This window comes from Ruegeria sp. YTSA219 (genome assembly GCF_059609985.1).
The window spans coordinates 1-26,564 of sequence record NZ_JBXWMT010000011.1 but is presented as its reverse complement, the minus strand read 5'-3'; the positions used below and the strand labels follow the sequence as shown (position 1 = coordinate 26,564).

Sequence of the window (26,564 nt, the reverse complement as noted above, 5' to 3'; positions counted from 1 at the left end):
GCGCACACGCTACTCTATTCTGATCCCAGGTCCAGCGGGGTCAATGACGCGGACCGGCAAAAACCGGCTGGAGATATTACAGAACGTAACGGCTGAGGTCCGTAGACTTTGTCAGCTCACCAAGATTGTCGTCAACGAACTGTGCATTCACGGTGATTTCCAAACCGGCCTGATCGGGGGCTGTGAAAGACAATTCCTCGAATACGCGCTCCATCACGGTGTAAAGTCGACGTGCGCCGATATTCTCGACACTTTGGTTCACATCCGCTGCGATTTTCGCCAGGGCTGCGATGCCGTCCTCAGTAAAGCTGACCGTGACATCCTCGGTGCCCATCAAGGCAGTGTACTGGCGGGTCAGCGCGTTGTCTGTCTCGGTCAGGATGCGGACGAAATCCTCTTCGGTCAGTGCGCGCAGCTCGACACGGATCGGCAGGCGCCCCTGCAGTTCCGGCAACAGGTCGGACGGTTTGGCAATATGAAACGCGCCTGAGGCAATGAAAAGAATGTGGTCGGTTTTGACCGGCCCATGCTTGGTGGAGACGGTTGTGCCTTCGATCAGAGGCAACAGGTCACGCTGCACCCCCTCTCGGCTGACATCACCGCCGCGTGCGTCCGAACGGGCGCAAACCTTGTCGATCTCGTCCAGAAACACGATGCCGTTCTGTTCAACCGATTCCAGCGCCGCGCGGTTTACGGTTTCGTCATCCAACAGTTTGTCGGCCTCTTCTCCGATCAGCATGTCATAGCTTTCGGCGACGGTCAGGCGTTTCTTGACGGTGCGCCCGCCAAACGCCTTGCCGAAAATATCGCCCAGATTCATCATCCCCATCTGACTGCCGGGTTGGCCAGGGATATCGAACATCGGCATCTGGCTTGAGGTATCCGTCAGTTCCAGCTCGATCACTGTGTCGTCCAGCTCTCCGGATTTGAGCTTTTTGCGGAACATCTCGCGGGTGCCCTCACGCGCGTCTTCCCCGGCAATGGCAGTAATCACCCGGTCTTCGGCGGCCTGATGGGCCTTGGCTTTGACGTCCTCACGCATGAATTCACGGGTCTGCAGGATCGCGGCATCGGCCAGATCACGCACGATCTGTTCCACATCGCGGCCAACATATCCAACCTCGGTGAATTTGGTGGCCTCGACCTTGATGAAGGGTGCGCGGGCCAACTTGGCCAGACGCCGGCTGATCTCAGTCTTGCCAACGCCGGTGGGGCCGATCATCAGGATATTCTTGGGATAAACCTCATCCCGGATGTCATCAGCCAGTTGCTTGCGCCGCCAGCGATTACGCAGCGCCACGGCGACCGCGCGCTTGGCATCCTTCTGCCCGATGATAAAGCGATCCAGTTCCGAGACAATCTCGCGCGGGGTCAGGTCGGTCACGGGGGCAGTCCTTTCGGTCGGCATAAGTTGGCTGCGGTCTAGGTAATCACCGCAACGGCGAAAACAACGGCGGCAGCGTTGGTTAGCAATGCCCCACCCGGTTTGCAAATGCTTTCCATAGGTAAAGCGCCCGGCCTCTGGTACAGTGATTTCAAAGCGTTGAGGGCCCGGAGCGCGGAAATGACCAAGATTGCCAAGATCACCCTGCTGTTTGTCGTGTTTGTCGACCTGATCGGGCAAGGGTTGGTCTTTCCGATCATCAACTCACTGATCATGGAGACGAAATCGGGGTTCCTGCCTGAAAACACGGCCATGGGCACCCGGCATTTCTACTACGGCTTGGTGATTGGCTGTTTCTTTCTGTCCTGGTTTCTGGGCGTGGTCTATGTCTCTAAGGTTTCAGATTCCATTGGTCGCAAGAACGCGCTGTTAGTGTGTCTGGGAGGGGCATTGATAGGTTATGCGCTGACCATCGCCGCGCTGTATCTCAACAGCCTGCTGCTGTTGATTGTCGGCCGGTCGATCACCGGGTTTACAGCTGGCAACCAGCCGATCGCGCAGGCGGCAATGATTGACGGCAGCACCGATGCCGCCGACCGCGACCGCAACATGGGCTATATCGTGACAGGTGTCAGCTTTGGCCTGGTTGGCGGTCCCATTATTGGCGCGGTCCTGTCGGACTCGGCCCTGCTGGGCAGCGCGGCGACGCTGAAAACGCCATTCTACGGCGCCTTTGTTCTGGTGTTGATCGCCATTTTCCTTGTCGCCGCGTATTTCAAGGATACCCGGACCGAGCGTGAGCCCTTTGTCTTTCGCCCCCGCGATATCACCGACAGCCTGATAGCGGTGCGCGAACATCCGATGGTTCTGAAAATCATGCCGGTCTATGGCCTGTTCATGATCGCCAATGTGACCTTCTATGTGTTTGTCGACAACTTCTTGACTAGCGCATTTGGATACGGGGTCATCGGCGGCAGCATGGCCATGGTCGTCATTGGGGTTGCGCTGGCCTTTTCCAGCACCTTCCTGGTCAAACCTGCGCAGGAACGGTTCAGCAAACACCAGATCATCTATGTCTCACTGGTTGTGATGGTGATCAGCGGCCTAGGTTTCGCCTTCAGCCCCAGCGGTGTGCTGAGCTATGTCCCGGTCTTTTTCTTCTATTTTTTCTTTGGCGTCTCATACCCGACACTGCTGGGCCTGTTTTCCTCCAGTGTCAGCGACACCGATCAAGGCTGGGTCATGGGGGTGACCACGGCTGTCTTCTGTTTGGCCGGGGGCGTCATGTCCCTGATCGGCGGCGGGTTGATGAGTATCGACATCCGCCTGCCCTATTACATCGTGATCCTGACCGCCCTGTTGGGGCTGGTCGGGATGCATAAGCGGTGGAAAGGCAAAGAGATCCGAGAGCTGTTGGCCTGAGACAGTTCTGCGTCTTAGATCGTCTCAACCGTGAGATTGCCATTGGTATAGACGCAGATATCGGCGGCGATGGCCATGGCTTCGCGGGCGACTTGTTCCGCCGGTTTGTCGCCATCCATCATCGCGCGCGCCGCTGCCAGGGCAAAATTGCCACCCGATCCGATGGCAGCCACGTTGTGTTCCGGCTCCAGCACATCCCCTGCCCCGGTAATCACCAGCAGATCCTTGCCATCAGTGACGATCAGCATCGCCTCAAGCTTTTGCAGGTATTTGTCGGTGCGCCAGTCCTTGGCCAGCTCGACCGAGGCGCGGGCCAGTTGGCCGGGTGTGGCCTCAAGCTTGGTTTCCAGACGTTCCAGTAGGGTAAAGGCATCGGCGGTTGATCCGGCGAAGCCTGCGACAACCTCGAACCCGCCGGGTGACAGGCGGCGTACCTTGCGCGCGGTCCCTTTGATCACGGTCTGGCCCAAGCTGACTTGCCCGTCCCCGGCAATGACCACCTGCCCGCCTTTTTTGACGCCAATAATGGTTGTGCCGTGCCAACCGGGAAAGTCGCTGTCTGCCATGGGGGCCTCCGTTTTCGCCTGCTGTTCTATATGGGCTGGTCTCATCAGCAGCGCAACAGTTCACAACTTGCTTATAAGATATGCAAAAAACGCAAATCGGGGCTGTAAAACCAGCAATTGTGGGACTCAGTTGAAAATCCTACATGAGGCTCACAACCGACAACGGGTCGGCTGTTTCTGTTTATAAGGAATGCGCAAATGGCAACTACCGCAAATATCCATGCGCCGCTCGGAGCAGCTACCATCCTGCAAGTAGTGGACGCGTTTTTTGGCGCTTTTGAAAAAGCCGCCGATTGGAATGAATCCCGCAAAACCCGCAATGCCCTGTCGGCTCTCAGTGATGAACAGCTGGACGATATCGGCCTGTGCCGCGCGGATATCACCACCCTCTGATCCACGAGAATTCGTGAATTCAAGATAAGCCGCCCGGGTCTGGGCGGCTTTTTCTTTTTCTGCGCAGCTTTTTCCAGTCAGACAATTCAGGCGGAAGCGCTTTGCCCCAGATACGAAAAAAGGCGCCCCGAATGAGGCGCCTTCAAACGTTGTTTCCCGAACCGGATCAGAGCGCTTCTTCGATCCAGCTTTGCAGCGCGGCTTTCGGTGCGGCGCCTGCGCGGTTCGAAACGACCTGACCATCCTTGAAGATGAACAGCGCCGGGATGCCACGTACGCCCATGGCGGCGGCAGAGTTCGGGTTGCTGTCTACATCGACTTTGGCGATCTTGACCTTGTCGCCATATTCAGCCGCCAACTCTTCCAGAGCGGGTCCGATCTGTTTACAGGGGCCACACCATTCGGCCCAGAAATCGACAACTACGGGGATGTCGGAATTCTTGACTTCGGCGTCAAAAGTATCGTCGGTAACAGCTACGGTCGACATATTCTGTCTCCTGAATGGGGAATGCTTGGTCACTGAAACTAGGTGTCGGGTATGCCAAGGTCAAGGCGTCAGCGCACGGGTTAGCGCAGCTTTCACCAGATCGTGTGGCAGCCACATCAGCTGGGCTGTTCGGGTCCACAGAATTGCAGTTCTGACTTCGCGGTCCGGATAGATCTGCGACAATGAATCAGCATAGGCACCCATCTGTCGCAGCAGTCCTTCGGGGCAGGTTGCTGCATTGTCTGGAACTGTCATATTAGATTTAAAATCAATTACTTGGACGTTCGTTTCAGTGACGATCAGCCGGTCAATGACACCATGGATACGCCGCCCGCCCAGATCGGCCGTTACCGGGACTTCGGCCAAGGTATCGGGGGCGAACACGGCCTTCAGGTGATCCGCCGTCAACACATTTTGCGCCTCGGCCAGCAATCCTTGCCGCTCGGCCTCACGCATATCGGGAAGAACCCGCGCGCAAAGCTGCGGCCAGTTCTCAGGAAGGACCCGCGGCAAATGCTCCAGCAGCAGGTGCAGGCGGGTGCCGCGCAGCTTGGCGGCCTCTTCATCCTGGCCCATGTCCCCGGGCAAGGCCTTGGCCCCGCCCAGATCAGACGGGCTGAGGGTTTCCGACGCCGCATCAATGGCGGGGGCGGAATTCAGGAAGGTCGGCGGCAATTCGCTGCGGGCATGAACAGCGCCTGTGTGTTCGATAAATTCCGGACCATGCCAATCTCCGTGCGACAAGCGCAGGATCTCACTGTTGGGCAGAGCTGTTGCCCCTGCCCGCGCCATAGCCGCCTGAACCAGTTGATACCAACTGGTTCCGTCCTTGCCGACATCCCCTGCCGCACCTACGATTAGCCACTTCTCTGCACGGGTCAGCGCCACGTATAACAGGCGCAACCGTTCATTCTCTTCCCGTTCGCGCGCTTCGGCTCGCGCCTGCGCGATCAGCGCCGGGGACGCGTCTGCCGGTACTTTCCATAGTGGCTTAGCATCCGTCACCATGATCTCGGCATCGCGCGGTGCTTGCCGTCTGCCGGTATCCGGCAGGATCACGATGGGGGCTTCCAACCCCTTCGATCCGTGCACGGTCATCACGCGGATCATGTTGCCGACACCGCTCATCTGCCGTTTGATCTCCAGATCGTCCGTCTGCATCCAGACCAAAAAACCTGTCAGGCTTGGAATGTCGGTGCGTTCATAGGCCAGCGCCTGTGACAACAGCGCGTTGATGCCGTCTTCGGCCTCGGGGCCCAGCCGACCCAGCAGCAGGCGCCGCCCGTGATGACGGGTCAGAATCCGCTCGATCAGGTCATATGGGCGCAGAAAGTCGATTTGGCTGCGTAGGTCATTCAGAATGGCTAGCGTCTCGGGAAACTCCTCGGCCCGATTTCGCAGCGCTGCCCAAAGGAATTGCTCTTGTCGCCGATGTGCCAGATCAAAAAGCCGCTGTTCGGACCAGCCAAACAGAGGCGATTTCAGTACCGTGGCCAGCGACAAGCTGTCCTCGGGCGTGGCCAAAAAGCTCAGCAGAGCCGCCAGGTCCTTGACCGCGAGCTCGGCTCCGACCTTCAACCGGTCAGCCCCTGCAATCGGCAGTTCGGCAGCCTTGCAGGCGCGGATGATCTCAGCAAACAGGTCCGAGCGGCGCTGGACGAGGATCAGAAAATCCCCCGGCTGTACCTTTCGCCGGAAGAAACTGCCCGGTGCCTCGCCATCTTCGGGGATGGTTTCCCCCTGTTCGATCATATCCCTGATCGACTGTGCAATCTGCTCGGCCAGAACAACGGTATGGTGGCGCGCACCAGGGCGGTCCACCGGGTCGGTCCATTCGGTATCTTCCTCGTCTTTGACTTTTTCGACCACCGGCCACAGGTCGACGCGCCCTGGCAGATCGGACTTGAAGGCGCGGTGCTGGCTTTCTTTGTGAAACCCGGCCTCGGCATGGTTTTCGAACAGAATATCGACCAGAGACAGAATGGCGCTGGAGGAGCGGAACGAGTACTCCAGCGTAGAATCCCACAGTTTAGAGCCTGATTCTTCCAGTTTCCGCCCAAATTCGGCCTGCATCCTGTCAAAGGCCTGAGGGTCGGCCCCCTGGAAGGAATAGATCGATTGCTTCTTGTCACCCACCACGAAAATAGTGCGCTCAATCCCGGACCGGGCCCCCTCCCCGCTGGTGAATTCCTGCGCCAACTTTTCGACGACGTCCCATTGGTCCGGGCTGGTATCCTGGGCCTCATCCACAAGGATATGGTCAATCCCGCCGTCCAGCCGGTACAATACCCAAGACGCTACCGCCGGGTCGTTCAGTACGTTTCGGGCGCGCAAGATCAGGTCGTCAAAGTCCAGCCAACCGCGCAGTTGCTTGCGCCGCTCATATTCTGGCAGAAAGGCCATTGCGAACCGCTGAAGCGCCAGCGTTTTGCGGGCCGCAACCAGTGCAAGCCGCTGTTCACGCGCGGCTTCAATGCGCAACATCAACGCCTCTAGCTGTGGCATCTGACCCGCCAGAACACCTTCGCGCAGGGGTTTGGTCGGGAAAGCGTTAATCTTGGCGGTAAACGGGTCCTTGGCCGCCTTTCCGGTCAGAAATACATCTTCAAGCACCGGCAGCGCGCCGATTTCGGCGCGGGTGAAGGCCGCAAGCCTGGTGGCTGCCCTGGCGTTGTTCCCGCCGCTTTCGGTCAGTGCGGGCAGGACGCTGCGAATAAGGTCGACCTCGCCCCCCAAAAACACCTGACCCAGCAAGAGCTGTTCGTCAAAACCGGCGGGCAGATTGAATTGCTGCAAAACCTGCGACCAATCGACGGCCTGCGCAAACAGATTGCGCTTTTGCGTGATGGCGGCGGTCAGTTTGTCGAACCCTGTGTCAGTCACAAAACGGGCGACATCGCCGATCAGATTGGCCATCGGCCCTTGGGCAAAATCCTCGACGATTTCTTCGCGCAGCAAGGCGGCGGCCCGATCCTCCATCTCGGTGAATTGAGGGCTCACTCCGGCCTCAAGTGGGAAACGGCGCAGTAGCGAGGCGCAGAAAGAGTGGATGGTCTGAATTTTCAGCCCGCCGGGCGTTTCGATCGCACGGGCAAACAATGTGCGGGCCTGCGCCAGGCGGTCCGGGTCAATCGCGCCCTGAACGCCCAGATCGGTCAACTGCGCCAATAGCGGTGCATCCCCCAGCATGGCCCACTCACCGAGGCGTTTGAACAACCGGTTTTGCATCTCGCTGGCTGCAGCCTTAGTGTAAGTCAGGCAGAGGATGTGTTGCGGCTGCACCCCGTCCAGCAACAGCCGCGCCACCCGATCGGTCAGAACCCGCGTTTTGCCAGATCCCGCATTTGCCGCCAGCCAGGTCGAGGCATCGGGTCGTGCGGCCTGCACCTGCCGTTCGGTGGCGTCGTTGCGGGCGCTCATTTCAGGTCCTCGGGGGCGCTGTTGCTGGTTCGGTCCCACTCACCGAAACGTGCCAGATGATCATAGTCCCCGATATCGGTATCCTTGTGCAGCATGCGGCGCGAGGTGAAGCCCTGGTCAGGCTCTAAATAAGAGGAAATCAGCTGTTTCAGCTCAGCCAGGACCTTGTCGACCGGCTCTTTGGTCAGAGGCGCGGGTATCTCTTTATAGGTGCCGCCCATGCCGACAAAAATTGCTTCGGCCACAGGCAGCGGGTCAAACCCTTCGATCCCGCCCTGCTCGGCCATTGCGGCTTCGATCAGCAACTGTTTGTCAAACTTGGCCTGCTGGCTTTCGGTCGGAGGCGCACCGGTTTTATAGTCGACCAGCCGCAGCGCCCCGCGGCTGTTCAGGTCAATGCGGTCGGCGCGCCCGACTATGGTGAAATCCAGCGGACTGAGCGCCAGTTTCATCGCGGCCTCAAAAGCCACAGGCCCACCATCGCTGCGCCGGGTGTTCTCGGCCCGCAGGAAATCATCCGCAATCCGTTCCAGCCGCGCGAGCCATAATTTGCGCGCTGTGGGCCATGGGACATGCTGGACCAGCAGGCTTTCGGCGCGTTTCAGGAAGCTTTCGCGTGTCAGCAAGGCCGTGTCCAGCACGCTGTCCTTGACGAATTGCTCCAAAATCTCGTGGATCACGATCCCGCGCAGCAGCGCATCCGGGGCCTGAACCAAAGGGTCCAGAGGTTTTAACCGCAGCACATGTTTGGCGTAGATCGCATAAGGATCACGGATCAGGCGCTTGATCTCGGTGACGCTCAGTCGGCGCGGGCGCGACCCGACCGGAGGGCGCGGAGATGGGCGCGGTGCCGCCTTGATTTCTGGAGCGTATTCTAGTTGTTCGGACCACCCCAGATATTGCCGCCCTCGGCCGCGCATTTCTGCAAGGGCGGTTTGGCCACCCTGTTCTGCCAGGCCACTCAACAGGTTGGTTAACCGATTCAACCAGCGGGAAGGAACGGTTTCGGCATCGTCGGACCGGGTCGACCGGGTCAGCCAGACCTCGGGCGCGCCGATAGCCTGCTGAAAGTCATGTGCCGACAGGCCAATGCGCCGCTCTGGCAGCAACAGCCCGGCCTTATCGCGCATCTGCCTGTTCAACCAGGGATCGGGCGCGGGCGCCTCGGGCCAACTGCCCTCGTTCAAACCGCCAAGGATTAGCAAATCGGCGCCCTGCACCCGGGCCTCGAGCGTGCCCCAGATCATGATCCGGGGGTGTGGCGCGTCGCGGTCGCGGACTTCTTCTCCGGCCAGCAAAGCACCCAGCAGATCGGCAAAGTCATGGGCGGTCATAGTGCCGCCATGCTGAGCCTCATTTCGCAGCTCGGTCACAACCGCCAGCGCCTTTTGACCGGCGTTCTTGTCCCATAGGGTGCCGGAATCGCCGGTGTTGCCCGCGGAAATGGCCTGAGCCAACCCGCAGAGGCGATCAACCCAATCCGCCAGTGGCAACTCATCAGCGATTTGCTGGTCGCAGAAATGCTGCACCAACCACTGGACCCAGCCTTCGGGCACCTCTTTGCGGATGGCAAATGCCGTCAGGCTGGCGGCATCCGGGAATGGTGGCCCGTGGCGGCGCAGGTCCAGTTCCAGATCGCGGGTGTGCAACAGATGAGAGCCACGCTCGCCCCCGTCATGGCAGAGCGGATGTTTCAGCAGGGTCAACAGCGCTTCGCCGTCCAATCGGCGCGCGAACAGGGCCGCGACATGGCGCAGGAACCGTCCGGGCGGGGACAGCTGCAGCGGCAGGCCAGCACTGTCATCGGGCAGGATGTTCCACCGATCCAGCGCAGCGCTGACCTGACGGGTCAGCATGCGGTCGGGGGTGATCAGAGCGGCGGTCTGGCCGGTTTCAGCCGCCTCTCGCAAGCGGAGTGCTATGGCCAGGGCCTCGGCCCGGGGGGACTGCGCCTCGACCAGGGTCAGGTCCTTGGTTGCACCATGCAGATCGGTCAGTTGTGGACCTTCGGACATCCATGCATCCGTGATCGGGGCAGGGCGTAACGCAAGCGATATCAGTTTGTTACGGGCGGGTGAGGGTGGATTGTCCTGGGTCCAGGCTGTGATTTGATCCGGGTTCTGCCCAAGCTGGTTCATCAGCTTCCGGAACCGGTATTGCGGGTGATCCTCAGAGGTTAACGCCGCATCCAGCTGAGCCCAAACCTGATCGGGCTGGTCAAAGTCAAAACCCGGCAGGATCAATGCGCCCTGCGGCAGGCAGGCAACGGCTTGCATCAGCATCAGTGTCGTTCCCCGTGACCCCGTCGAGCCGGCAAGAATGACCGGGTGCTGAGGTGGATCCACTCGCCAATGTTTGATTAGGTTCTCGACCACGCGGCGCTGCCGGGCCTGCGTGTCCAGGATGTCGTCTTCTGAGTCGATGAACTGATCCGCAATCCCGATAAACGCCTGCGCGCGGGCCCAATGCCCGGACATGTCGGTGACATCCAGCCGCCGGATCGCTTCGGGTGAAACGCCTTCGCCCTGCATCTCATCTATCAATGCGGCCAGACTGTCTGACAGGTCAAACAAAGACGAGCGCGCCGCCAGATCCGGTTGTTGATCCAGCAGCTTCGAGACAAGCTGCGTCAATTCCAGCCGCCGTCGCAGGGGCGGGATTGCGGGTGGTATCTGCGCCAGATTCACGCTTTCACCCAGATCAGTCACCAGTGATAGGCGCGGCAACAAACAGGCAGGGCCCTGGTCGAACAGCTCACGCACCCTGCGAGCCATACGCCGCGTGTTAACAACCAGCTCCACTCGGGCCAAAGCCTCGGGCGGAAGAGCGGCACAGCGATTTCTCAACCCCCGGACCAGCGCCTTTGGAAAATCCACACCCGAAGGTACGGCAAAGACGCGGGGCAGGGGTGAGGGGTCAAACATCCGCCAACAGACCTTCAGCAAGGGCGATCCCTTCCGGATGGCCAACATCGCACCAGCGGCCGGGATAGGTTAGGGCAAACAGCCGGTCTTTCTTTTGCATCCGATCCCAAAGCAAGTTCAGCGAAAACACCTTGTCTGGAATTTCGACCAGCCCTTCCGTCTTCATGATCTGCGCACCTCCGTAGATCAATCCGGGGCCGCGGGTAATCCGGCCCGTTTCATCAGCAATAAAGTCCCCGGCCCCGGCATGACCAATCGCCTGCGCGGTCGGGATGCACATTAGCAATGCGTCCATCAAATCAGGATTCCAGGCGGCCCGCAGCATTGTCAGCGGGTTCGGGCCGGACCATATGGCATCTGAATTCAACGTGAACACTGAATCAGACCCTAATAAGGGCAAAGCTGCCCGTAATCCGCCCCCAGTATCCAGAATGTCGGGCTGTTCGTGTGAAACAAATACGCCTTTCGGTGCCAAATGCGCCTCAAGCTGATCCGGCAGATAGTGCAGGTTGGCCACTTTGCGAACCGACCCAAGCGCGTCAACCAGATCCAGCGTATGGTCGATCAGCGGGCGCCCGGCTACCTCGATCAGCGGCTTGGGGCGGTTCAGGGTCAGGGTGCCCATGCGGGTGCCGAACCCGGCTGCGAACAGCATGACGGCATTGGGGGGCTGGGTCATCTCTGTATGAGCCTGTTCAGGTTTTCGGGTGTCGGCGCGGGCAGAGCCACGCGCAGCAGGTCGGCAACATTCACCAGCGCCGGGTGATCCAGATCCCGCATCAGATGGCCCCACGCAGCGGGGATCAAATCGACATAATGGGGTTTGCCATACTCGGTCGCAAGCCGTGTAAACACACCAAGAATCCGCAGATTTCGCTGGGCCCCCAGCACAGCATAGGCACTGCGGAAATCATGATCGTTGACACCCGTAGCCGAGATATAGTGGCTGACCATCCGCATTTCCGTACCCGGCGTCACTTTGCGGCGCACATCCTGAAGCAAAGACACAAGATCATAGGCAGGATGGCCCAGCATGGCGGTCTGAAAATCCAGCAATCCAACGCGCTCAACCCCTTGGCGGTCAGGGAGCCAGATCAGGTTTTCCGCGTGGTAATCCCTTTGGACAACAACTTTGGTGCCGGATGTTTCTTGATGCAGGATATCAGCAAATCGGTGTTCGAACCGATCCTGTGCATCCCGGTCATATTCGCCAAGAACCCCTTGGGCGTATTTGGTGAAGGATAGGGCCGCCAGTTCGGTCATCAGTGCCGGGCCGTAAGATTGCAGCGACAGGGTAGGGGCCTCGTGCAACTTGATCAGGACATCTGTTGCCGCCTCGTATAATTCCCGCTCCATATCGGGATGTTTGACCAGAACCCGCGCGAATAGGTCATCGCCAAGGTCTTCCAGAAGAAGAAACCCATATTGCGTGTCTTCGGCGTAGATCTGTGGGGCGCTTAGCCCGATAGATTGTAAATGCCGGGCCATCCGTACGAAGGCTTCGACCGGTTCCGCCTGCCCCGGGGGCGAATCCATCAGAACAGCGGACTTGCCCGTGACCGGGTCGGTCAGGCGCTCGTACCGGCGGTTCGAGGCATCCCCCGCCAAAGGCTCTCGGCGGGCCTTGGACCACGGCGTGTGTGAAATCAGAGCTTCGGCAAGGACGGCGCGGTTTGTCATTCGCTGACCTCCAGTTTTTGAGCCCATTTTTCGTCGGTCCATGTGAGGGTGATGTGGCGCATATCCAGCATGTCCGGGTCTGTTTCAAATGTCATCGTCAGGGCAGAACCGGGTGTCAGCGGGCCCAGTTTCTCGGGCCACTCAATCAGGCAGATCGCTTGCTCCATCGCTTCGGCCAGCCCAAGCTCTTCGACTTCCTCCACCGCGCTCAGCCGGTATAGATCGCAGTGCCAGATCTCACCTTTACGGGTGTCATAGACCTGAACCAGCGTGAATGTGGGCGAGGGCACATCCTCGGGCCGGGTCATCAGCGATTGGATCAGACTGCGCGCGAAATGGGTCTTACCGGTTCCGATCTCACCCTGCAGCAGCAGGATGTCGCCCGGATGCAGAATCGCGCCCAGCCGACTGGCAAAATTTGTCGTATCTTCGGGCGAATTCAGGGTGATCCTGAGGGGTGGTAACGTCATGGCGCCACAATGGCCCCACGCAGGATTGGCTGCAACCCGGTTCAGGCGCTGATTTGCTGTATCTCGCGCTGCGGAATTGCTTCGTTGGTGGCAAAGCGAATGATGGTGGCCCCGTTTTGCAATGGGCAGATGGTGCAGTTCAGATCGGTTCCGTTACGCATTTGGATTCTGGCTGACCACTCAGCCCGGCTGTCCCGCATTTCCACGAAATCACGGATTTCACCCAAAATTGGAGTGGCCGTGCAATGTTTTTGCCAGTTGCGGGTCACGTCCAGAACCGTGTCGGGTTCAAATCCGGCACCATCGGCTTCACCCCATAATTTCTGATAGGCATAATTGGTGAAGGCCAAGGTACCGTCATCACCGAAAACGGCAACCGCGTCGGCCAGCTTATCCAGGATGGATTGCATCAAATCCATTTCCGCCCGAAAGCGGCGGGTCAACGTGATCTCGGCCGTGATATCTTCGAACAGAAAGGCCACCGCACCATCCGGGTGCGGGCGGCCGCTGACGGAATAGACCGAGCCGGATGGCAGCGACCATGTTTCCTGGTAATTTCCGTCTTCTGCTGCCTCCAGCAGATCGTTCATCTGATTACGCCAGCTGCGATAGTTCTTGGGTTCCGGCATCATGTGCTGATCGCGCAGGCGGTCAAAGAAACTGGACAGGTTGGGGCGGCAGCTCAGGAAATCCGGGGGCAGGGTGGTCAGGTCAATCAAGGCGGGGTTGAACAGGGCAAGCTGGCGATTTCTGTCAAAAATGGCCAAGCCGATGGACAGCTGTGCAAAGGTTTTGGTCATCGTCTGTACGAATTTTCGCTGCGCTGTCTCGGCGGCGACGATGGCGTTGATGTCCACAGCGTAGCATAGGCTGCCTTCCGGGTGGTCCACCATCGTCAGGTCAAACCAAAGCTTGTTTGCACTGTCTTCGGACGAAATGAATACACGGGTCTTGGCGCTGATACGCGCGCCATTTTCGGGCCCGGGAAAAAGAGGTGCAGTCAGGTCGGTATCGCCACCGCGCACTTTGCGGACAAGCGAGACATAGGCGGCGTTGCACCAGCGGATCTTGTTTTGATAATCCAGATGCCAGACCGGGTAGGGCGCCAGTTCCATCGCCAGGCGGATCGGATCGCTATTCTCGCGCAATACGGTTCTGGGGTAATCAGAGCTTTCCCGCAGCTGTACGCGTACGACCCCGTCGATCCATTCGCACAAAACGTCCCGCTCGACCGAACAATCAATGGCGGGGATGATAAGATTCCCTTCGTGCCTGACGCGTTCAGGGGTTTCAGGAAAGCCCGGAAAATCTCGCTGCAGCAGCCGACGCAGATCTGACCAGTCGCGCACAGCCTCAAACCCTTCCAGAGCGATGTCTGTGTGGCTGATCAGGCGGTCACCGTCGAACAGAAACACGACATTGAACAACGAGGCCGGCTCGGACAGGCCGAAATTGTCACTTGTCTGCTGACGACGGGGCAAAAGCCATTGAACCGCCAGACTGGCAGACACCACACTGATGACGGCCAATATGATCCAGTCGACCATGTGCTCTCCCGCGGTGAATTCACGGGTATAGCTATGGGTGGAAATGGTTAACGGGGTCTTAACTCAGACTTGGATATGCTGATTTACACCTGAAGGAACGGGGGTGTCGCCGGTCTGTGCATCCACAAGTTTTCGCGGCCAAGATACCCGGACGATGGCCCCTATACGTTCGGGATTGTCCGACAAGGTCTGATATGGATCAGAGCCATTGGCGAAATCCAAATGCGCACCGCTGCGTTCCAGCAGGGTTTTTGCGATGAACAGGCCCAGGCCCATACCTTCATATTCCGGCCGGGCCCGCTTTTCCGATTCTGCCCGCCGTCGGCGCATGAACGGATCCCCGATCCGGCCAATCATTTGCGAAGGATACCCGCGGCCGTCATCCATGATGTTGATCGTAATCCTTTCGGCTGTCCATTCCGCTTCGACCCAGACGTTGCTGCGCGCGAAATCCACAGCATTCTGGATGAGGTTGCGCATTCCGTGGATGATCTCAGGTTTACGCAGGATCGAAGGCTGTTGAACATCGCCATCCCCGACCGGACCTTCGGCAAAGTGTACCTGCTTGCCGCGGTTGATATGTGGCTCGGCGGCCTCATGGATGACAGTGGACAGGGGGGCCTGTCTCAGGTGGAGGTCGTCTTTGCCAGCCCGCCCCATGTCGCGCAGAATGTCGCGGCAACGATTGGCCTGTTCGCGGATCAAGGCGGCGTCTTCTTTCAGGTCAGGGCGGTCGTCCAGCTCTTCGATCAGTTCGGCACTGGTCAGTTTGATTGTTGCCAGAGGTGTTCCAAGTTCGTGCGCGGCGGCGGCGACAACTCCACCAAGATCGGTCAGTTTCTGTTCACGTGCGAGGGCCATATGCGTGGCCGACAGCGCTTGAGACATCGACTGCACCTCAGAGCTTACGCGGTGGGAATAGGCCCCCAGGAAAACGATCGCGATAACGATGGCAGCCCAGTTTCCGAACAGAAGGATACCGGGGATCTCAAGATCCACACCGCCATCCGTGTGCAGGGGAAGGTGAAATTCGGCTAGCAGCGTGGTCAGAATGATGGCCACCGTACCGATGATCAGCGTAGACCGGGTGCTCATGACATTGGCCGAGATCGTCACAGGACCCACCAACAGCAAGGCGAACGGATTATTGAGACCTCCGGTAAGATACAGCAGGATGGTCAGCTGCAACAAATCGAACAACACCATCAGAAAGTTTTCGAACTCGGACAGGCGTTTGTTGCGTGGAAAGACAAGAATCGCCGTCAAGTTGCCCATGACCGAAATACCGATGGCCAGATAGCACAGCGTCACATCCAACTGCACATCATAGGTCTGTTGCGCCACGGTGATTGCGGTGATCTGGCCAAAGATGGCCACCCAGCGCAGCAGGATCAGCGTCCGCAGGCGAATCCAGCTGCGTTCCTGACCAGGCCAAAAAGTGATGTTGGAATCTGCCATTGGTCCATTATGTCCTGTTGCATCGGCTGTTCATCTTGATAGGTGTCCCGGCCGGAACGATCAACAACTCCTCTATCGTCAGGTAAGATGCCATGGTCCGTCTATACGCTATCCTTGCAACAGTTGTTTTGGCCGTAGGTCTGGGGGCCATGTGGCTGCTGACGCGCGGCGCAGGCTCGGACGACAAATTCGCGCAGTGCCGGTCCAGCCAGATCGCAGGGGGTACGGCCACGATTGGCGGGCCCTTCGAACTGATCAACGGCAAGGGCGAGACTGTGACCGACAAACAGGTGATAACCGAACCTACGCTGGTCTACTTCGGCTATACCTTCTGTCCGGATGTTTGCCCCTTTGACATGTCCCGCAATGCCGAAGCGGTGGATATTCTGGCCGAGCGCGGGCAATCGGTGACGCCTCTGTTCATCTCGATCGACCCGGATCGCGATACGCCCGAGGTCATGGCCGATTACGTCTTTAACCTTGGTGGTAAGACCATCGCCCTGACCGGCACGCCCGAGCAGGTCAAGGCCGCCAGCAAGGCCTATAAGACCTATTATAAGGCCCATGACAAAAGTGATGAGTACTATCTGGTTGATCACTCGACCTTTACTTATCTGGTCACACCCCAGGACGGGTTTATCGAATTTTTCGATCGCAATGACACAGCCGAGCAGATGGCTGACAAGGTGGGCTGCTTTCTGGACAAGATCTAGAACGCAACGGTCTGTTTGACCTTTGCAATGGCGCTGCTATTACTCATGTTTAAGCCAACGGCGTGAATTAGCGGAAAGAATAGAATATGGCGGACAGCTCTGACCTCGACATCGGCCCGGATAAATCGCTGTTATTGGTGGATGATGACGAACCGTTTCTGAGACGTCTGGCCAAGGCCATGGAAAAACGCGGGTTCGAGGTTGAAACCGCGGGCTCTGTCGCCGCTGGCCGCGCCATTTCCACAGCCCGCCCGCCTGCATATGCGGTTGTTGACCTGCGGTTGGAGGATGGCAACGGCCTGGATGTGGTCGAAGTGCTGCGCGAAAAGCGCCCCGACAGCCGGGTTGTGGTTCTGACCGGGTACGGCGCTATTGCCACCGCTGTGGCCGCAGTCAAGATTGGTGCCACCGACTATTTGTCGAAGCCCGCCGACGCCACCGACATCACCAACGCATTGCTGGCCAAGGGCGACGAACTGCCCCCGCCGCCGGAAAACCCAATGAGCGCGGATCGCGTGCGCTGGGAGCATATCCAGCGGGTCTATGAGCTGTGTGATCGCAACGTCAGTGAAACCGCGCGACGCCTGAACATGCACCGCCGGACATTGCAACGGATCTTGGCGAAGCGTAGCCCGCGATGAGGTCGTGGGTTTAGCTTGCGCATAACAGACCAGAACTCATCAAGCCGGAAAACCGAATTGAGTCTCGACAGGCGGCCACCAAACATATGCTTTGTCGCGGCTGATGGCCCGCAACCCATGAAGACTTTAATTTAGTGTCTGTTAACCAATTTGTGTTGTCGTTAAGTTCAATATTTATATTGTTCCGAACAAATAGTTGAGATGTATCGAAGTGTCGCCGCTCCCTAATACGCCATACGAAAGCCTCCGTATTTCCAACCCTGCCCTTAAAGTCATTGTCTCTGTTGTCACCTGGGCAGCAGAGAGATTTGGGTTTTGGGCGCGACCACGAAAGGGCGCTGCGGGTGAGCTCTCCGAAATGAACATTTTGGACAACCTGTACTGGGTCTATAAAAGTAAGAACCCCATTCAGCAGCCTGAAGCGGAGCTGGATCAGTCCGGGTTTATGACTAAAACGGCCGTACGACTTTCAACCGCTGGCATCAGTGACACATCAAATTCGGTCACTCTGAGCTTTGCCGGGGACATTCTAAGAACCCACAGGGCCAGTGTCGCAAAAGATCAAGTATATGCTGAGATTGAAGATCTATTGTTTCAGGACGATATTTTGGTCGCCAACTACGAGTCACCTGTAACGACACAGCCCTTGATTGACGAAGTGATCGGGGACGCTGGCCCGCCGATCGAATGTGCGTCGGAAGAACAGTTCGATGCTTTGACCAGCCATAACGAGAGGTTCATTGATGTTTTGAACCTTGCAAACAACCATATTCTTGACATGGGTGTTGAGGGGCTTGAAACGACTCTGAACGTCTTAAGTGACAGAAATATCATGCAAATCGGCGTGAATGAGAGTTTGGCAGAAGCCACAGCCGTCAAAACGATCGAACGAAAAGGGATAAAGTTCGGATTTGCGTCCTGCGCTTTTGGTACCAACGGCCACGCGCTTCCTGAAGGTCAAAAGCAGAGCATCAATATCGCCAAGCTGACTTCAAAACATCAAGCGCCGGACACCACCCTTCTAAAGACACAGATTTCGAACGCAAAAGCGGCTGGCTGTGATCTGGTTATTGCGATTATTCATTGGGGTCATGAGTTCGAGCTGTTCCCGCGCCGAGCGCAGCAAGAGGCCGCACAGGACTTGGCCGAATTCGGAGCTGATCTTATCGTCTGCCACCACCCCCATGTCCCTCAGCCCATTCAGCTGTATCGCACACAGACCGGAGATCGGACGGTGCCAATCGCCTATTCCCTAGGAAGTCTGCTGTGGGGTTTCGCCGATAGAGACATTGCCAGCAGTACGATTATGCAGATTGAAGTACAAAAGACTGAGGGCAAGGCCGAAATAACAAATCTGAAGGCGACGCCAGTGCGTTGGCATGCCCATGAGATTGACGGTAACGTCTTTCAGAAGGTGGCGCGATCAGAAGGCTGATAGTGGTCAGGGCCCAATCTCGGCCATCAATGCCGAATGTCTATGCGTATAGGCACATCTTACTTCAACGGGTGGCCGCAATTTGATCTGCAGCCCTTCCATAATAGCCCTGTCCGGGCGGCCGAAGAATTTTGTCGCCTCGGTCTCGGAAAAGCCCGCGATCTGGGTGGCTTCCATCCAGGCGCTGATCTTGTCAGCCTTTTTGATTTGCCGTTTTACCGTTTTAGGCACCGCAGCGGGCAGTCCAAACCGGATGTGGATTGCCGCAGTCAGCCGGTCATCCAGTGCGCCATAGTCGGGACCGACAGCGGATTTGACCGGAGAGATCATATCTCCGATCACGTATTCCGGCGCATCGTGCAACAGGGCCGCCAGCCGCCATTTGACCGGTGCCTTGGGGGCAATACGACCAAAAAGCTCTTCGACCAGCAGCGAATGCTCGGCCACCGAATAGGCGAAATCGCCATGTGTCTGCCCGTTCCAGCGGGCCACAAAGGCCAGCCCATGCGCGATATCCTCAATCTCGATATCCACCGGTGTTGGGTCCAGCAGGTCCAGCCTGCGCCCGGACAGCATTCTTTGCCATGCGCGGGGTTGTGTTGCCATTCTGCCATGCCTTGTGAAGTGGGACACATTAAATTCGCATTTTTGTGGTAAGCTGTACCTGTCAAGATCACCAGCTGCCAACTTTTTCTTGAGCAATCGTGCTTTGAACAAGCGCGCGGTGATACCGACATTTGTACCGAGGGGGGCGCATGCTCCTCCCGGTGTGCCCCTCTCGGACGTAACTCGTATCGAAAGGAGCTTGCTATGTTCAAGCGTTTGTTAGGAATTGCTCTGGCCTTTGGTATGGCCGCCACTGCACCGCCTGCCTTTGCCCAGCAAAGCTGTGCGTTGCGTGATCAACTGATTTCAACGCTACAGGACAATTATTCCGAGGAACTGGCCTTTGGTGGATTGCAAAAATCCCGTGGCTCGCAATCGGTGATGGAGGTCTGGACCTCTCAGGAAACGGGTAGCTATACCGTTTTGGTGACACGTCCGAACGGCATCAGTTGCATTGTCGCCGTTGGGACCGACTTTTTCCAAGCGATCCCCAAAATCAAGGTAGAGGGCATACCAAGTTGATTTTGGCGGCTTAAAACCCCGTTTCCGGCCATCTGCGTTGCCACGTCCCAAAAGGGATGCTAGGGCAACCCGGATTGAATTATACCGGAATGGAGCACCTGATGGCCGGGGACTATATCGTCAAAGACATTTCGCTGGCCGGGTTTGGCCGCAAAGAACTGGATATTGCAGAGACCGAGATGCCGGGCCTGATGGCCCTGCGCGCGGAATACGGTAACGCAAAGCCCCTGAAGGGCGCGCGTATTGTTGGGTCGCTGCACATGACCATCCAGACAGCCGTTCTGATCGAAACACTTGTGGCGCTGGGCGCGGATGTGCGTTGGGCGTCGTGCAACATCTTCTCAACCCAGGACCACGCGGCGGCGGCGATTGCCCAAGCCGGTATCCCGGTGTTCGCCATCAAGGGCCAGACTCTGGAAGAGCATTGGGATTATCTGGACAAATCCTTCCTGTTCACCGACGGCCCCAACATGATCCTGGACGATGGCGGCGATGCGACGCTGTATATCCTGCTGGGAGCTCGCGCCGAAGCGGGCGAAGACATTATCCCCGTACCGGGCTCGGAAGAGGAAGAGGTGATCAAAAAGCAGATCGCCAAGCGGATGGCCGCGTCCCCGGGTTGGTTCACCAAGATGCGCGACCAGATCCAGGGCGTGTCCGAAGAAACCACGACCGGTGTGAACCGCCTGTATCAGCTGGTGAAAGACGGCCAACTGCCGTTCCCAGCGATCAACGTCAACGACAGTGTCACCAAGTCGAAGTTCGACAACAAATATGGCTGTAAGGAATCGCTGGTCGACGGTATCCGCCGCGCCACCGACACTATGATGGCTGGTAAAGTTGCCGTGGTCTGTGGCTATGGTGACGTGGGCAAAGGCTCGGCCGCGTCGCTGCGCGGTGCCGGTGCCCGTGTGAAAGTGACCGAAGTTGATCCGATCTGCGCCCTGCAGGCCGCGATGGACGGGTTCGAGGTTACGCTGCTGGAAGACGAAGTTGACAGCGCGGATATCTTCATCACCACGACCGGCAACAAGGACGTGATCCGCATCGAGCATATGCGCGCGATGAAGGACATGGCCATCGTCGGCAACATTGGTCACTTCGACAACGAGATTCAGGTGGCTAGCCTGAAGAACCACAAATGGACCAACATCAAGGAACAGGTGGACATGATCGAGATGCCTTCGGGCAATCGTCTGATCCTGCTGTCCGAAGGCCGCCTGTTGAACCTGGGCAACGCCACCGGTCATCCGTCTTTTGTGATGTCGGCTTCGTTCACCAATCAGGTGTTGGCCCAGATTGAGCTGTTCACCAAAGGCGATCAGTACGAAAACAAGGTCTACATCCTGCCTAAACATCTGGACGAGAAGGTTGCACGCCTGCATCTGGACCGTATCGGCGTGAAGCTGACGCAGATGGACAGCGAACAGGCATCGTATATCGGTGTGAATCCGGAAGGCCCCTATAAGCCTGAACATTACCGCTATTGATTGCGGGTCAGGCATGACCAAACCTTCTGGACGCCGTCGGATATTGCATCTGGCGGCGTCTTTCGTTTTCTCAGCACTCGCCTTGGTGGTTTTGATGGGTGGGGGTGGCTACTGGCTTTTGTCCCACCCGCAATCACCGGTTCCGGACCACTGGAACCCTTTGCGAGATCTGACCATTACGGCTCGGGTCACGCCGGTCACACCTGTGCAAATGCGACGAGCTTTGGCCGATGAAACGCAGTGCAGGGCCGCATTGGCCGGGGCGGGGGTAAGCTTTTCCCTGGTCGAGGATCTGATTGTCGACGAGAAATGCGGAATAGCCGGGCGCGAGGTTCTCTCGGGCTTAACCACGGCCAGCGTCAATGGCGTCGAGACCCGTTGTGCCACGGCTCTGCGATTGGCCATGTGGGAACACCATGTGGTCCAACCCGCCGCGCGCGAGATGTTGGACAGCAGGGTGCGCAGCTTGCGCCACCTGGGCAGCTATAACTGCCGGCGAATGCGCACCGCGCAGGGAAAGGACAGCGGTTGGAGCAGTCATGCCACCGCTGATGCCATCGATATTGTCGGGGTCGAGTTGGCAGATGGGCGAAGCCTGAGCCTGCTGTCGGACTGGACAACACCCGGACCCGAAGCAGATTTTCTACACCGGATTGGCCGGGGTGCATGCGAATGGTTTCGGGTGGTACTTGGGCCAAACTACAACCGGCTGCATGCGAACCACTTCCATCTTCAGGGACCGGGTTGGGGATATTGCAGATAACCACCGGTCGGTTAGCAGGTGCCATGTCGGCACGCTGCACTAGTTTCAACATTTTCCCGCTGCGCCCTGAATCCAAACCACCTGACCCTTACAGAAGGCCAGAATCAGGCATAGTTGTACGCGGAGTCTATCTGTGCTGCCATAATTTCGCTTACGGGGAATGACCAGAAATTTTCCCTTTGTGTAAACAGAACAACTGACTAACCTTCCGACACCTGTTCATAGGCGCATTGAAAATCGCAGCCAAAGCTGCTCAACGGGAGAAATATTCATGGGAAAACGCGACGAACTGATCGCCAAATACGCAGATGATCTGAAAAACAAATGCGGGATGGACCCCGACATGGACCTCTTGACCAAGGTCACGATCGGATGTGGTCCGGCGATTTATGACGCCGACGCGTCGACCGTGGCAGCAACTCAGTCAGGTGAAATTGAGACCGTCAAGAATAACTTCCTGATCAAGAAGCTGGGGCTTTCCGACGGTCCCGAGCTGATAGAGGCGATCAACAAAGCGCTGGAAACCTATGGCATGTCCGAGCGCAACAAGTATCGTGCTGTCGTTTACTATATGCTGACCAAGCATTTCGGCAAAGAGTCGGTCTATAGCTAAATCCGGGTTTCGACCAATCAGCGCCCGCCCGATCTGTGGCGGGCGTTTCCAATTTTAGGTACTTGTTGTTTGTGCCAAACCGGCCAAATGGGTTAGTGTCAGTTTGTGACCAGGACGGTCAGAACCGAAATTCTATACGCGTGTGGTGAGTCGGGAGCACGCGGGGTAGGGAAGGTTCTGCATCTGTCAGGACCTTCCCTTTGATCAATCCGCTTTCGTCTGCCCCAGATCGCAAATCACCTGCCATTCGGCATCGCTGACCGGTTGCACGGACAGGCGGGAGTTTTTGACTAAAACCATCTCATCCAGACGTTCGTCCATTTTGATCTGATCCAGCGTGACCGGGATGGTGAACGGGCGCACGGCTTTGATATCCACACATTCCCAACGCTCATCCTCGGTGGTGCTGTCTGGATGGGCTTCGGCGCAAACCTCAACAATGCCGACAATCGCCTTGTCTTTTTGCGAATGATAGAAAAAACCACGGTCGCCCACGGCCATCTGCCGCATGAAATTGCGTGCCTGATAGTTGCGCACCCCATCCCATTCTTCGCCCTCTGCGCCCTTGGCGACTTGCTGGTCCCAACTCCAGGTCGAGGGTTCGGATTTGAACAGCCAATACGCCATCAGCCGACCACCTTTTTCCAGACGATCAGATCAACTGACTGGAACAGTCCTGCATTGGCATAGGGATCATTGTCGGCCCAGTTTTGCGCCGCCGTCATATCCTCGACCTCGAGGATGATCAGTGATCCGATCATCGCATCGCCTTCCAGAAGGGGTCCGGCCTGGGCAACAACACCGGTTTCTTCGATATAGGCCAGATGGGCGGAACGGTTATCCAGCCGGGTTTGCAGCGCGTCGGGTTTATCCTTGGCGATAAGGGCGATCAGCATGTTATTCCTCCTTCAGGGGTCGGTTCAGCAGCCAGCGCATGGCTTCACCAACGCTGCATTTTCCGGTGCTTATTTCTGAAACGATTGTGCTTATGGGCATGTCCAGGTCTTCGGCCTTGGCAATTTTGGCCAAAGCCTTGGCCGTGGCAACACCTTCGACGGTTGTGTTTGTGTCAAAAGCATCCTGGCGCCCAAGCGACAGGCCAAATCGATAGTTCCGGGACAGTTCGGAACAGCAGGTCAGTACCAGATCACCCATACCCGACAGGCCCATCAATGTTTCAGGGCGGGCCCCGCGCATCAGCGCAAAGCGCTGCATCTCGGCAAAGCCCCGCGTCATAAGGGCGGCACGGGCGCTTTCGCCCATGCCTTCGCCAATGCAGGCCCCGCACCCGATGGCCATGACGTTTTTTAAGGCCCCACCAAGTTCGGCGCCGATAGTATCCGCGGTGCGATAGAGGCGCAGATTTGTGGTGCTCAATTCATGCTGCAGGTCACGGCCAATCGCATCATCCGCACAAGCGAGGGTCAATGCGGTGGGAAGGCCGCGCGCGATGTCGTTCGCAAAGCTTGGCCCGGTCAACAGCGCAGCGCGCGCCTCTGGGACGGTTTCACGGATAACGGAAACCGGCCCAAGGCCCGAGGTCAGCTCTATCCCTTTGCAGCAGGCGACCAGCGTTTTATCTCTGAGGGTAGCGGAATGCGCACACAACGCGCTCCGCAATTTCTGCATCGGCACGGACAGGAGGATGATTTCGCTTTCTGCCGCCAGATCAGCGTCCGAAGTAACCGTAATCGCCTTGGGCAAAGGTGCATTCGGCAGGCGCGCGCTGTTTACGCGATGGTTCTGCATCATCTGGGCCTGTTCCGGATCCCGAGCCCATAGCGTGACGGGGCCTTTCCCGGCCAGCGAAATCGCCAGAGCTGTTCCAAACGCTCCGGATCCCAGAACCGACACGCTCATGCTTTGGCTCCTTTTTTGCCGCTGCCCAACATGGCCGGGCTGGTTTGATCCAGAGGCCAACGCGGACGCGCGGTCAGGGTCAGATCATCGCGGGCACCAGTGCGGAAACGTTCAATTCCGGCATAGGCGATCATGGCGGCATTGTCGGTGCACAGGGCTAACGGAGGGGCGGTAAATCGGGCACCTTTTTCGACGCAGATAGACTCTAACACGGTACGAATGGCCGTATTTGCCGCAACGCCGCCCGCAACAGACACAACCGCCTCCGCAGGGCCTTCCAATAGGTAAAGGTCGATTGCGCGGCGGGTTTTCTCGGCCAAAGTGTCCACGATGGCCTGTTGGAACCCGGCGCAAAGATCGGCGCGGTCCTGTCGCGTCAGGCCACCTTTTTCGGCCACGATCTGGTCGCGCATTCGCATCAGCGCGGTCTTGAGCCCGGAAAAGGACAAATCGCAGCCCGGACGGTCCAGCAGTGGCCGCGGAAACCGGAACCGTTTGGGATCGCCCGTGCTGGCTTCGACCTCGACCAAGGGGCCACCGGGTTGCGGTAGGCCCAGCAGGCGGGCGGTTTTGTCAAAGGCCTCGCCCGGGGCATCGTCGATGGTGCCGCCAAGGCGGGTGAACTCCTCGGGCCCATGGGCAATCAGGTATTGGCAGTGCCCGCCCGAAACCAGCAGCATCAGGTAGGGAAACGCGATCCCGTCCGTCAGGCGTGGCGTCAGCGCGTGACCGGCCAGATGGTTGACTCCGATCAATGGCAGGCCCGTGGCGGCACTGATCCCTTTGGCGCACATGACGCCTGACATAACCCCCCCAATCAGGCCGGGACCGGCGGTTACGGCAATAGCGTCCATGTCGGCAAGGCCCAAACCTGCGGCCTCTAACGCCTGCATCACACAGATATCCAGCTTTTCCGCATGGGCGCGGGCGGCAATCTCAGGCACCACGCCACCAAATGCGCTGTGCAATTCGGTCTGGCCATAGACAACCGAGGACAGCACCTCGGCGGCTGTATCATCGGATTGGCGCACGACTGCGGCGGCCGTGTCATCACAGCTGCTTTCCAACCCGAGGACAGTAAGTGTTTGCACCATTGGCCTGATCCGTTACACCTTGGTTGCCAAGCGGGGTATCACCCTGCGCGGATGCAAACAATCCCAAGGCCGAAGGCGCCAACTGTTGTATTTGTTGATGACCCGCCCGCGCGCTGCGTCTGAAAGGTTCGTCGCGCAGTTGCCAACCCGCATCAGAAGCCGGGTAGAGGTTATCCATTCGCCGATTCTGGAAATCAAACCTTTGGCGGTGCAAGTGCATGCGGATGAAGCAAAGGGGCTGATCTTTACTTCGGCCAACGCCGTTAATGCGGCGACGTCTTTAGATGTATCTCGAAAGATGCCGGCCTTTTGTGTCGGTCCTGTTACCACCGGAACGGCCAAAGGCGCGGGCTGGGATGCCCGGATGGTGGGTGCTACCGCCGAAGAGCTGATTGCAAACCTGCTAAAGCACCGGCCCCAAAGCCCGCTGCTTCATCTTCGGGGGGAACACAGCCGGGGTAACATTGCTGAACGGTTGACCGAATCCGGTCTGGCTGTGCGTGAACAGCCTGTCTATAAACAGCACCTGTTACCGCTCACAGATCGGGCAGGCGCCGTTGCTGAGGGCAATGAACCGGTGATTGTCCCCATATTTTCACCCAGAACAGCGCGACAATTTGCCGACATCTGGGTGGGTTCGGCACCACTTTGGCTGGCTGCAATCAGCGAGGCCACGGCTGAACCCCTTTATTCCTTGGATTATGTCCGCCTGAAGATTGCCAAAGAGCCGACACCGAAGAAAATGCGGAAAGCCGTTAAAAAGCTTGTGAAACATGCGATGCGGGTTGAGGGCGGCGAGGCCACAGATTAACTTAGTCTGGTTAGTTGTTCAGGTTGTTTTGGATTCGAAAAGGGGAACATTGCGGTGGCTGGTAAGAAGAAAACCGATCAAAAGCCGGAAGATGACCCCAAGGCTGACGCAGTCGAGGACATTGTCCAGACCCCGGATGAGGCACCTGTTGACGATGCTGACCCCGTAGACGAAACGCCTTTCGAAGCCGAAGCCGAAGCCGAAGCCGAAGCCGAAGCCGAAGCCGAAGCCGAAGCCGAAGCCGAAGCCGAAGCCGAAGCCGAAG

General features: G+C 57.9%; 25 protein-coding genes and 1 pseudogene. 11 read left to right on the top strand and 15 right to left on the bottom strand.

Annotated features, from left to right (window positions below):
* Window positions 1–76: 76 nt before the first annotated feature.
* On the bottom strand, window positions 77–1,384 hold the full coding sequence (hslU, locus tag AC2FFB_RS14920; protein WP_142637444.1) for an ATP-dependent protease ATPase subunit HslU: 1,308 nt from the start codon (window positions 1,382–1,384) through the stop codon (window positions 77–79).
* Window positions 1,385–1,564: 180 nt separating this feature from the next.
* Between hslU and AC2FFB_RS14915 the strand changes: the two genes are divergently transcribed.
* Window positions 1,565–2,806 (top strand): MFS transporter, encoded by a 1,242-nt coding sequence (locus tag AC2FFB_RS14915; protein WP_496690194.1) that lies wholly within the window; start codon window positions 1,565–1,567, stop codon window positions 2,804–2,806.
* A 14-nt stretch (window positions 2,807–2,820) separates the two neighbouring features.
* On the opposite strand, the gene hslV is transcribed toward AC2FFB_RS14915, so the two are convergent.
* Entirely contained in the window at window positions 2,821–3,372 is a 552-nt protein-coding gene (gene hslV / locus AC2FFB_RS14910; protein WP_142637447.1) for an ATP-dependent protease subunit HslV, read from the bottom strand.
* 198 nt (window positions 3,373–3,570) lie between these two features.
* Between hslV and AC2FFB_RS14905 the strand changes: the two genes are divergently transcribed.
* Complete coding sequence (locus AC2FFB_RS14905) at window positions 3,571–3,765, top strand: DUF1127 domain-containing protein (RefSeq protein ID WP_496875106.1); 195 nt, start codon at window positions 3,571–3,573, stop codon at window positions 3,763–3,765.
* A gap of 166 nt (window positions 3,766–3,931) precedes the next feature.
* On the opposite strand, the gene trxA is transcribed toward AC2FFB_RS14905, so the two are convergent.
* The 8 genes from trxA to regB all read right to left on the bottom strand — a co-directional run bounded on the left by trxA (window position 3,932) and on the right by regB (window position 15,751).
* Window positions 3,932–4,252: a thioredoxin gene (gene trxA / locus AC2FFB_RS14900; protein WP_271950641.1), complete on the bottom strand. Its 321-nt coding sequence runs from the start codon at window positions 4,250–4,252 to the stop codon at window positions 3,932–3,934.
* Window positions 4,253–4,312: 60 nt separating this feature from the next.
* Entirely contained in the window at window positions 4,313–7,672 is a 3,360-nt protein-coding gene (gene addA / locus AC2FFB_RS14895) for a double-strand break repair helicase AddA (RefSeq protein WP_496875105.1), read from the bottom strand.
* Window positions 7,669–10,596, bottom strand: coding sequence for a double-strand break repair protein AddB (addB, locus tag AC2FFB_RS14890; protein ID WP_496875104.1), 2,928 nt, complete (start codon window positions 10,594–10,596; stop codon window positions 7,669–7,671). Before addB ends, addA begins: the two co-directional genes overlap by 4 nt.
* Window positions 10,589–11,275 (bottom strand): nucleotidyltransferase family protein, encoded by a 687-nt coding sequence (locus AC2FFB_RS14885; protein ID WP_496875103.1) that lies wholly within the window; start codon window positions 11,273–11,275, stop codon window positions 10,589–10,591. The genes addB and AC2FFB_RS14885 overlap by 8 nt, the downstream gene beginning before the upstream one ends.
* The gene (locus AC2FFB_RS14880; protein WP_496694375.1) at window positions 11,272–12,276 is read right to left on the bottom strand and encodes an aminoglycoside phosphotransferase family protein; all 1,005 of its coding nucleotides are present in this window, start codon (window positions 12,274–12,276) and stop codon (window positions 11,272–11,274) included. The genes AC2FFB_RS14885 and AC2FFB_RS14880 overlap by 4 nt, the downstream gene beginning before the upstream one ends.
* On the bottom strand, window positions 12,273–12,746 hold the full coding sequence (tsaE, locus tag AC2FFB_RS14875) for a tRNA (adenosine(37)-N6)-threonylcarbamoyltransferase complex ATPase subunit type 1 TsaE (protein ID WP_496690190.1): 474 nt from the start codon (window positions 12,744–12,746) through the stop codon (window positions 12,273–12,275). The genes AC2FFB_RS14880 and tsaE overlap by 4 nt, the downstream gene beginning before the upstream one ends.
* 41 nt (window positions 12,747–12,787) lie before the next feature.
* Window positions 12,788–14,293, bottom strand: coding sequence for a PAS-domain containing protein (locus AC2FFB_RS14870; RefSeq protein ID WP_496690189.1), 1,506 nt, complete (start codon window positions 14,291–14,293; stop codon window positions 12,788–12,790).
* A 63-nt stretch (window positions 14,294–14,356) separates the two neighbouring features.
* Entirely contained in the window at window positions 14,357–15,751 is a 1,395-nt protein-coding gene (gene regB, locus AC2FFB_RS14865) for a sensor histidine kinase RegB (protein WP_496690188.1), read from the bottom strand.
* Window positions 15,752–15,843: 92 nt separating this feature from the next.
* Between regB and AC2FFB_RS14860 the strand changes: the two genes are divergently transcribed.
* From AC2FFB_RS14860 to AC2FFB_RS14850, 3 genes are all read left to right on the top strand, one after another.
* Window positions 15,844–16,464, top strand: a complete 621-nt coding sequence (locus AC2FFB_RS14860) for an SCO family protein (protein ID WP_496694377.1) — start codon at window positions 15,844–15,846, stop codon at window positions 16,462–16,464.
* An 86-nt stretch (window positions 16,465–16,550) separates the two neighbouring features.
* Window positions 16,551–17,105, top strand: coding sequence for an ActR/PrrA/RegA family redox response regulator transcription factor (locus AC2FFB_RS14855; protein WP_142637470.1), 555 nt, complete (start codon window positions 16,551–16,553; stop codon window positions 17,103–17,105).
* 358 nt (window positions 17,106–17,463) lie between these two features.
* Window positions 17,464–18,540: a CapA family protein gene (locus AC2FFB_RS14850; protein ID WP_496694378.1), complete on the top strand. Its 1,077-nt coding sequence runs from the start codon at window positions 17,464–17,466 to the stop codon at window positions 18,538–18,540.
* Window positions 18,541–18,546: 6 nt separating this feature from the next.
* Here the strand turns inward: AC2FFB_RS14850 and AC2FFB_RS14845 are convergent, their stop codons facing one another.
* Window positions 18,547–19,146, bottom strand: coding sequence for an HD domain-containing protein (locus AC2FFB_RS14845; protein WP_496694379.1), 600 nt, complete (start codon window positions 19,144–19,146; stop codon window positions 18,547–18,549).
* 204 nt (window positions 19,147–19,350) lie between these two features.
* On the opposite strand from AC2FFB_RS14845, the gene AC2FFB_RS14840 reads away from it, so the two are divergent.
* From AC2FFB_RS14840 to AC2FFB_RS14825, 4 genes are all read left to right on the top strand, one after another.
* Complete coding sequence (locus AC2FFB_RS14840; RefSeq protein ID WP_142637476.1) at window positions 19,351–19,668, top strand: hypothetical protein; 318 nt, start codon at window positions 19,351–19,353, stop codon at window positions 19,666–19,668.
* A 101-nt stretch (window positions 19,669–19,769) separates the two neighbouring features.
* Complete coding sequence (ahcY, locus tag AC2FFB_RS14835) at window positions 19,770–21,158, top strand: adenosylhomocysteinase (protein ID WP_281995843.1); 1,389 nt, start codon at window positions 19,770–19,772, stop codon at window positions 21,156–21,158.
* A 13-nt stretch (window positions 21,159–21,171) separates the two neighbouring features.
* Window positions 21,172–21,921, top strand: a complete 750-nt coding sequence (locus AC2FFB_RS14830; RefSeq protein ID WP_496875102.1) for an extensin-like domain-containing protein — start codon at window positions 21,172–21,174, stop codon at window positions 21,919–21,921.
* Between the two features lie 271 nt (window positions 21,922–22,192).
* Entirely contained in the window at window positions 22,193–22,534 is a 342-nt protein-coding gene (locus AC2FFB_RS14825; protein WP_271950663.1) for a DUF2853 family protein, read from the top strand.
* Window positions 22,535–22,738: 204 nt separating this feature from the next.
* Here AC2FFB_RS14825 and AC2FFB_RS14820 read toward each other — a convergent pair whose 3' ends face one another.
* Genes AC2FFB_RS14820 through tsaD form a run of 4 tightly spaced genes read right to left on the bottom strand, consistent with a single transcriptional unit; the run spans window position 22,739 to window position 25,488 of the window.
* Entirely contained in the window at window positions 22,739–23,161 is a 423-nt protein-coding gene (locus tag AC2FFB_RS14820) for an EVE domain-containing protein (RefSeq protein WP_496713954.1), read from the bottom strand.
* The gene (locus tag AC2FFB_RS14815; RefSeq protein ID WP_142637484.1) at window positions 23,161–23,430 is read right to left on the bottom strand and encodes a YciI family protein; all 270 of its coding nucleotides are present in this window, start codon (window positions 23,428–23,430) and stop codon (window positions 23,161–23,163) included. Before AC2FFB_RS14815 ends, AC2FFB_RS14820 begins: the two co-directional genes overlap by 1 nt.
* 1 nt (window position 23,431) lies before the next feature.
* Window positions 23,432–24,394 carry an NAD(P)H-dependent glycerol-3-phosphate dehydrogenase gene (locus tag AC2FFB_RS14810; protein WP_142637486.1) on the bottom strand — a complete coding sequence of 321 codons (963 nt, stop codon included), beginning with the start codon at window positions 24,392–24,394 and terminating at the stop codon, window positions 23,432–23,434.
* Window positions 24,391–25,488: a tRNA (adenosine(37)-N6)-threonylcarbamoyltransferase complex transferase subunit TsaD gene (gene tsaD / locus AC2FFB_RS14805; RefSeq protein WP_496713953.1), complete on the bottom strand. Its 1,098-nt coding sequence runs from the start codon at window positions 25,486–25,488 to the stop codon at window positions 24,391–24,393. The genes AC2FFB_RS14810 and tsaD overlap by 4 nt, the downstream gene beginning before the upstream one ends.
* 97 nt (window positions 25,489–25,585) lie before the next feature.
* Here tsaD and AC2FFB_RS14800 point away from each other — a divergent pair, with 97 nt between their 5' ends.
* The gene (locus AC2FFB_RS14800) at window positions 25,586–26,299 is read left to right on the top strand and encodes a uroporphyrinogen-III synthase (RefSeq protein WP_496694383.1); all 714 of its coding nucleotides are present in this window, start codon (window positions 25,586–25,588) and stop codon (window positions 26,297–26,299) included.
* 54 nt (window positions 26,300–26,353) lie between these two features.
* A pseudogene (locus AC2FFB_RS14795) lies at window positions 26,354–26,564 on the top strand (hypothetical protein); the annotation flags it as partial.